Here is a 2,452-nt window from a genome sequence, read left to right on the forward strand (position 1 = left end):
GCCCGCAAGGCCTGGGACCGCCCGCTGACCGCCTACTACCTGATCCTGGGCGGCAGTTCGCTGATCACCGTGCTCGGCCTGGTGATGGTCTACTCGGCCTCCCAGATCACCGCGCTGCGCTACTCGCTGCCCGGCGCCTACTTCTTCCGCAAGCAGCTGCTCGCGGCCGTCATCGGCGGCCTGCTCCTGCTCGCCGCCTCCCGGATGCCGGTGAAGCTGCACCGGGGGCTCGCCTACCCGATCCTCGCCTGCTCCGTCGGCCTGATGATCCTGGTGCAGATCCCCGGGATAGGAATGGCGGTCAACGGCAACCAGAACTGGATCGCGCTGGGCGGCAGCTTCCAGATCCAGCCCAGCGAGTTCGGCAAGCTCGCCCTCGTCCTCTGGGGCGCCGACCTGCTCGCCCGCAAGCAGGAGAAGCGGCTGCTGAGCCAGTGGAAGCACCTGCTGGTCCCGCTCGTCCCGGTGGCCTTCCTGCTGCTCGCGCTGATCATGATCGGCGGCGACATGGGAACCGCCATCATCCTCACCGCGGTCCTCTTCGGCCTGCTGTGGCTGGCCGGTGCCCCCACCCGGCTCTTCGCCGGCGTGCTGTCCGTCGCGGGCGCCATCGGCCTCTACTTCATCACCAGCAGCGACAACCGGATGGCCCGCCTGGCCTGTCTGGGCGCCACCGACCCCGGGCCGCAGGACCAGTGCTGGCAGGCGCTGCACGGCCTCTACGCGCTGGCCTCCGGCGGCCTGTTCGGGTCGGGCCTGGGTGCGAGTGTGGAGAAATGGGGACAACTTCCCGAAGCCCACACCGACTTCATCTTCGCCGTCACCGGTGAGGAACTGGGCCTGGCGGGGACGCTGTCGGTGCTCGCCCTCTTCGCCGCTCTAGGCTATGCGGGCATCCGCGTGGCCGGACGCACGGAGGATCCCTTCGTACGGTACGCCGCGGGAGGCGTGACCACCTGGATCACGGCCCAAGCCATGATCAACATGGGTGCGGTGCTCGGTCTGCTGCCGATCGCCGGAGTCCCCCTCCCGCTGTTCTCGTACGGCGGATCCGCCCTGCTGCCGACCATGTTCGCCGTCGGGCTGCTGATCGCGTTCGCGCGTGACGAGCCCGCCGCGCGGGCGGCGCTTGCGATGCGCCAACCCCGCTTTGGTAAAAAGCGTGCGGGGAAGAACCGGCCGGTCCGGGAACCCCGCAGATGGAACACGATGCGACGGCGCGCCTCGGCGCGCTCGTCCGGAGAGCGGTGAATTTCGGTGCATGTCGTACTCGCCGGCGGAGGAACCGCGGGCCACATCGAGCCCGCGCTCGCCCTCGCGGACGCCCTGCGCAGGCAGGACCCGAGCGTGGGCATCACGGCCCTGGGCACGGAACGAGGCCTGGAGACCCGTCTGGTGCCCGAACGCGGCTACGAGCTGGCGCTGATCCCGGCGGTCCCGCTGCCGCGCAAGCCCACCCCGGAGCTGATCACCGTCCCCGGCCGGCTGCGCGGCACCATCCGGGCCGCCGAGGAGGTCCTGGAGCGCACCAAGGCCGACGCCGTGGTGGGCTTCGGCGGCTACGTCGCGCTCCCCGGCTACCTGGCCGCCAAGCGCCTGGGCGTGCCGATCGTCATCCACGAGGCCAACGCCCGGCCCGGCCTGGCCAACAAGATCGGCTCGCGGTACGCCTCCCGCGTCGCCGTCGCGACCCCGGACAGCAAGCTGCGCGGCGCCCGCTACATCGGCATCCCGCTGCGCCGCTCGATCGCCACGCTGGACCGCGCCGCCGTGCGCCCCGAGGCGCGCGCCGCGTTCGGTCTCGACCCCAACCTGCCCACCCTGCTGGTGACCGGCGGCTCCCAGGGCGCCCGCCGGCTCAACGAGGTGATCCAGCAGGTCGCCCCGCGGCTCCAGCAGTCCGGCGTCCAGATCCTGCACGCGGTCGGCCCCAAGAACGAACTGCCGCAGGTCCACCAGATGCCGGGGATGCCTCCGTACATCCCGGTGAGTTACCTGGACCGGATGGACCTCGCCTACGCGGCGGCGGACATGATGCTCTGCCGCGCCGGCGCGATGACCGTCGCCGAGCTCTCCGCCGTCGGGCTCCCGGCCGCCTACGTCCCGCTGCCCATCGGCAACGGCGAACAGCGGCTCAACGCGCAGCCGGTGGTCAAGGCGGGCGGCGGCATGCTGGTCGACGACGCTGAGCTGACCCCGGAGTGGGTCCTGCAGAACGTCATCCCGGTGCTCACCGACCCGCACCGGCTGTACCAGATGTCCCGGTCCGCCGCCGAGTTCGGCCGCCGGGACGCCGACGAACTGCTCGTCGGCATGGTGTACGAGGCGATCGCCGAGGCCCGCCGCGCCTGACCGGACGGTCGGCGGGGCGACGGGGGACAGGCCGCGGCACGCGGCGCGCAGCACGACGGAAGGCAGGGAGCGTGGCCGGAACGACGACCGCGGCCGAACG

At 71.9% G+C, this 2,452-nt stretch carries 2 protein-coding genes; both read left to right on the forward strand.

Features of this window, described 5'->3' with window-relative positions:
- Positions 1-1,251: putative lipid II flippase FtsW (gene ftsW / locus HW445_RS26825; protein WP_180223461.1), on the forward strand; the 1,251-nt coding region annotated here is incomplete at its 5' end.
- A gap of 6 nt (positions 1,252-1,257) precedes the next feature.
- On the forward strand, positions 1,258-2,352 hold the full coding sequence (gene murG, locus HW445_RS26830; RefSeq protein ID WP_180223462.1) for an undecaprenyldiphospho-muramoylpentapeptide beta-N-acetylglucosaminyltransferase: 1,095 nt from the start codon (positions 1,258-1,260) through the stop codon (positions 2,350-2,352).
- The last annotated feature ends 100 nt before the right edge of the window (positions 2,353-2,452 follow it).

The organism is Streptomyces sp. UH6 (assembly GCF_013421635.1).
Taxonomy (GTDB): Bacteria; Actinomycetota; Actinomycetes; order Streptomycetales; family Streptomycetaceae; genus Streptomyces; species Streptomyces abyssomicinicus.